This window comes from Mycobacterium sp. TH-M15 (assembly GCF_057473705.1).
In genome coordinates this window covers 1-4354 of record NZ_JBYCLB010000641.1, presented here as the reverse complement: position 1 = coordinate 4354, position 4354 = coordinate 1, and the positions used below count along the sequence as shown (strand labels likewise).

General features: G+C 69.2%; 4 protein-coding genes and 2 pseudogenes. 3 read left to right on the top strand and 3 right to left on the bottom strand.

Going from position 1 to position 4354, the window contains the following annotated elements; genetic code table 11:
- From acnA to AC2VNT_RS15635, 3 genes and pseudogenes are all read left to right on the top strand, one after another.
- A pseudogene (acnA, locus tag AC2VNT_RS15645) lies at positions 1-774 on the top strand (aconitate hydratase); the annotation flags it as partial.
- On the top strand, positions 762-1043 hold the full coding sequence (locus AC2VNT_RS15640) for a carboxymuconolactone decarboxylase family protein (protein ID WP_486947725.1): 282 nt from the start codon (positions 762-764) through the stop codon (positions 1041-1043). The pseudogene acnA and the gene AC2VNT_RS15640, both read left to right, overlap by 13 nt.
- Before the next feature lie 169 nt (positions 1044-1212).
- Positions 1213-2238 carry a tellurite resistance/C4-dicarboxylate transporter family protein gene (locus AC2VNT_RS15635; protein ID WP_486947724.1) on the top strand — a complete coding sequence of 342 codons (1026 nt, stop codon included), beginning with the start codon at positions 1213-1215 and terminating at the stop codon, positions 2236-2238.
- On the opposite strand, the gene AC2VNT_RS15630 is transcribed toward AC2VNT_RS15635, so the two are convergent.
- The 3 genes and pseudogenes from AC2VNT_RS15630 to AC2VNT_RS15620 form a co-directional block, all read right to left on the bottom strand.
- Complete coding sequence (locus tag AC2VNT_RS15630) at positions 2235-3311, bottom strand: ABC transporter ATP-binding protein (protein ID WP_486947723.1); 1077 nt, start codon at positions 3309-3311, stop codon at positions 2235-2237. The genes AC2VNT_RS15635 and AC2VNT_RS15630 overlap by 4 nt on opposite strands.
- Positions 3312-3319: 8 nt before the next feature.
- On the bottom strand, positions 3320-4165 hold the full coding sequence (locus AC2VNT_RS15625; protein WP_486947722.1) for a carbohydrate ABC transporter permease: 846 nt from the start codon (positions 4163-4165) through the stop codon (positions 3320-3322).
- Between the two features lie 8 nt (positions 4166-4173).
- A pseudogene (locus tag AC2VNT_RS15620) lies at positions 4174-4354 on the bottom strand (sugar ABC transporter permease); the annotation flags it as partial.

Sequence of the window (4354 nt, the reverse complement as noted above, 5' to 3'; positions counted from 1 at the left end):
TACGTCCGGCAACCGCCGTACTTCGACGGGATGACCCCCGAGCCGCAGCCGGTCGGCGACATCGCCGGGGCGCGGGTGCTGGCCAAGCTGGGCGACTCGGTCACCACCGACCACATCAGCCCGGCCGGGTCGATCCGGTTCGACTCCCCCGCCGGCAGGTATCTGTCGGCGCACGGCATCGAGCGCAAGGACTTCAACTCCTACGGGTCGCGGCGTGGCAACCACGAGGTGATGATCCGCGGCACGTTCGCCAACATCCGGCTGCGCAACCAGCTTGCGCCGGGCACCGAAGGCGGCGTCACCCGCGACTTCACCCAGGCGGACACGCCGGTGACCACCATCTACGACGCGTCGGTGAACTACATCGCGGCCGGGACGCCGCTGGTGATCCTCGCCGGCAAGGAGTACGGCTCGGGCTCGTCGCGGGACTGGGCCGCCAAGGGCACGGTGCTGCTGGGCGTGCGTGCGGTACTGGCGGTCTCCTACGAGCGGATCCACCGGTCCAACCTGATCGGCATGGGCGTACTGCCGCTGCAGTTCCCCGATGGCCAGGACGCCGACTCGCTGGGGCTGACCGGCGAGGAGACCATCGACATCACCGGCATCACCGTGTTCAACTCCGGCCTGCCGTCCACGGTGCACGTCAAAGCCGGCTCGGCGGAGTTCGATGCAAGGGTGCGCATCGACACCCCCGGTGAGGCCGACTACTACCGGAACGGCGGCATCATGCAGTTCGTGATCCGCAAGCTGCTCGGCAAGCCATCCCCGTCCTGAACGTCGAACGCCCGGGTCCCGACATCCTGGACGCCTGGGAGAACTTCAGCAAGGCGGCGTTCGCCCCGGGCGCCGTCGACGAGAAGACCAAGCAGCTGATCGCGGTGGCCGTCGCACACACCACGCAGTGCCCGTACTGCATCCGCGGCCACACCAAGGTCGCCCGGACGAAGGGCGCCAGCGACGAGGAGATCATGGTGGCCGCCCAGATGCGCTCCGCGACGGCGATGACGCACTCCACCCTGGCCATCGAGGAGCTCGCCAAGTAACCGGCCCCGCTGGGGCCGATCCGCCAACCCGCCGTCGGCGGAGGCTGCCCCGTGCTATACCGGGGGATGCGGTTGTATTCGGCGCGGCGCCCGAGCCGGAGGCCCCAACTCCGTGTCCGCCACTGACGCTCGGCCGGCCACGGCGCGGCCCTTCCCCGTTCGTGACGCGGTGCGAACGCTCAACCCGGGTTACTTCGCGCTGGTGATGGCCACCGGCATCGTGTCGATCGCCATGCACCAGCCCGCGAACCGCGCCTCGGTGCTGCTGCTGTGGATCACCGTGCTGTCCTACCTCGTTCTGCTGGCCGTCTCGGTAGCCCGCGTCATCGTCTTCCACCGAGATTTCCGAGAAGACCTGTCCGACTCCGGCCGTGCGTTCGGCCTGTTCACCTTCGTCGCCGCGACGGACGTGCTGGGTTCCCGGCTGGTTCTCGATGGTCACGACGGCGTCGCGTTCGGGCTGCTCATGGTTGGTGCGCTGGCCTGGCTGGTGCTGGGGTACCTGGTGCCGTGGACCGCGGTGCTCGGCACCGCGGAACGGCCGGTCGTGCAGCGGGCGAACGGTACCTGGTTCATCTGGGTGGTGGCCAGTCAGTCCATCGCGGCGCTGGCCGCCACCCTGGAGCCGGACGTGGCGGAGTCCTGGCGGCGAGTCCTGGCAATGCTGGCGGTGGCCTCCTGGTCGGTCGGGGTCTGCCTCTACGCCGCCGCCGGGATCTTCGTCGCCGCACGGCTGCTCCTGTACCCGCTGCACCCGGAGGACCTCACCCCGCAGTACTGGGTGTCGATGGGGGCCACCGCGATCACAGTCGTTGCCGGTGCCCGGATCGTGGAGATGGCCGAAGCGCCGATGGTCAACGCCACCCGCGGTCTGGTCGCCGGTGCGTCGGTGGTGTTCTGGTCGTTCGGCAGCTGGCTGATCCCGCCGCTGATCGCCGCCGGCGTCTGGCGCCATGTCGTGCACCGCATTCCGCTGCGGTACGAGGCCCCGCTGTGGAGCATGATCTTCCCGCTCGGCATGTACGGGGTGGGCGGGACTTACCTGGGGCACGCCGACCACCTGCCGATCGTCTACTACATCGGGTTGGGCGAGAGCTGGATCGCGTTGGCCGCGTGGGCTGTGACATTCCTGGCCATGCTGCACCACCTGGCGCGCACCCTGGGTCCCGGTAGCCGCGACGGCATCCGGGCCTAGTCGATGCGGTTGCCGTCGGCGGCGAAGAAGTGCAGGTGCGCTTCGTCGGGGCGCAGCCGCAGCCGGTCGCGGCGTCGTGGCGGGTCGCCGCCGGGTACCCGGACGATGACCGGCGCCGCAGCGTTCTCGGCGCCGACGACGCGCGTGTACAGGTAGGCGTCGGCGCCGAGCTCTTCGACGAAGTCCACCTCCACCTCGATGCCGGGACCGCCGGGGCCGGTGACGCGGAGGTGCTCCGGGCGCACGCCGAGCGACACCTCGGGGCCCGCGCCGACGACGTCCCGGCTGACCGGGATCACGTTGTCGCCCAGGGATATCGAGCCGTCGGTGACCGGCAGTGGGAACAGGTTCATCGGCGGCGAGCCCATGAACCCGGCGACGAAGACGTTGGCCGGTTTGCGGTACAACTCCCCCGGTGCCGCGCACTGCTGCAGCACCCCGTCCCGCAGCACCGCGACCCGGTCCCCCATCGTCATCGCCTCGACCTGGTCGTGGGTGACGTAGACGGTGGTGGTGCCCAGCCGGCGCTGCAGCTCGGCGATCTGGTTGCGGGTCTGCACCCGCAGCTTGGCGTCGAGGTTGGACAGCGGTTCGTCCATCAGGAACACCTGCGGACGCCGGACGATCGCCCGGCCCATCGCCACCCGCTGACGCTGGCCGCCGGAGAGATCCTTGGGCCGGCGACCCAGATAGAGCTCCAGGTCCAGCAGTCGAGCCGCGTCCAGCACCCGTTCGCGGATCTGGGTTTTGCGGATCTTCGCCACCTTCAGGGCGAAACCCATGTTCTGCGCCACCGTCATGTGCGGATACAGCGCGTAGTTCTGGAACACCATGGCGACGTCGCGGTCCTTGGGGTCGACGTCGGTGACGTCGCGCCCGCCGATCCGGATCCGGCCGGCGTCCACCGGCTCCAGCCCGGCCAGTATGCGCAGCGTCGTCGTCTTGCCGCACCCGGACGGCCCGACCAGCACCACGAACTCACCGTCGTCGATCGCCAGGTCCAGGCGGTCCAGCGCCGGCCGCTCGCCGTCGAGGTATCGCCGGGTCGCCTGTTCGAAGGTCACCGAGGCCATCGGGCCGCCTACCGTCCGCCGAACCCGGTGGACGCGATGCCGCTGACGAAGGACCGCTGCGCCAGCGCGTAGACGAGCACCAGCGGCGCCAGGATCAGGATCGACGCGGCCATCAGCACCGGCCACTCGGCGACGTACTCGCCCTGCATCCACACCAGGCCGAGGGTGAGCGTGGCGATGGATTTTCGCTGGATCATCAGCAGCGGCCACAGGAAGTCGTTCCAGACGTTGACCCAGGTGAGCACGACGAGCACCATCACCGCGGGTTTGGCGTGCGGCAGCAGGATCCGCCAGTAGATCTGCCACGGCGAGCAGCCGTCCAAGATGGCCGCCTCCTCCATGTCGATCGGCAACGTCGCGAAGAACTGCCGCATCAGGTAGGTGCCGAACGCGCTGCCGAACAGCCCGGGCACGATCATCGACCACATGGTGTCGGTCCAGCCGAAGACCCGCATCACGATGAACTGCGGGATCACCGTGACCGTCAGCGGCACCATCAGGGTAGCCAGATACAGCACGAACAGGGTGTCCCGGCCGGTGAACGGCAGCCGCGCGAAGGCGTACCCGGCCAGCGAACAGAAGAAGACCTGACCGGCCGTCACCGCGCCCGCGTAGAGCACCGTGTTGCCGAGCATCCGCAGGAACGGCATCCGGGCGAACACGTCGACGTAGTTGGACCACCGGGGATGTGCGGGTATCAGGATCGGCTGGCTGACCTCGGCCTGTCGTTTCAGCGAGCCGGAGAGCGCCCACAGGATCGGGAAGAGCGCGCAGGCGGCGATGCCGCTCAGCGCGGCGTAGCCGCCGAGCAGCCGGGCGACGCGTGGCCGGGAGTGCCGGCCCGTGGTGCTCATGCTCATGCTCACTCTTCCCCCACCGCGTATCGACGCGCCAGCCGCAGCTGCACCACCGTCAGGACCAGCAGGACGGCGAACATGATCCAGGCCAGCGCGGACGCGTAGCCGAAATCGAGAAACGCGAACGCCTGCTGGAACAGCATGATGCCCAGCACGTAGGTGCCGGTCTCCGGTCCGCCGTTGCTG

Coding starts and splice junctions, on each gene's coding strand:
- AC2VNT_RS15630 (WP_486947723.1), bottom strand. CDS start 3,311: ATGGCCTCGGTGACCTTCGAACAGGCGACCCGGCGATACCTCGACGGC.
- AC2VNT_RS15625 (WP_486947722.1), bottom strand. CDS start 4,165: ATGAGCACCACGGGCCGGCACTCCCGGCCACGCGTCGCCCGGCTGCTC.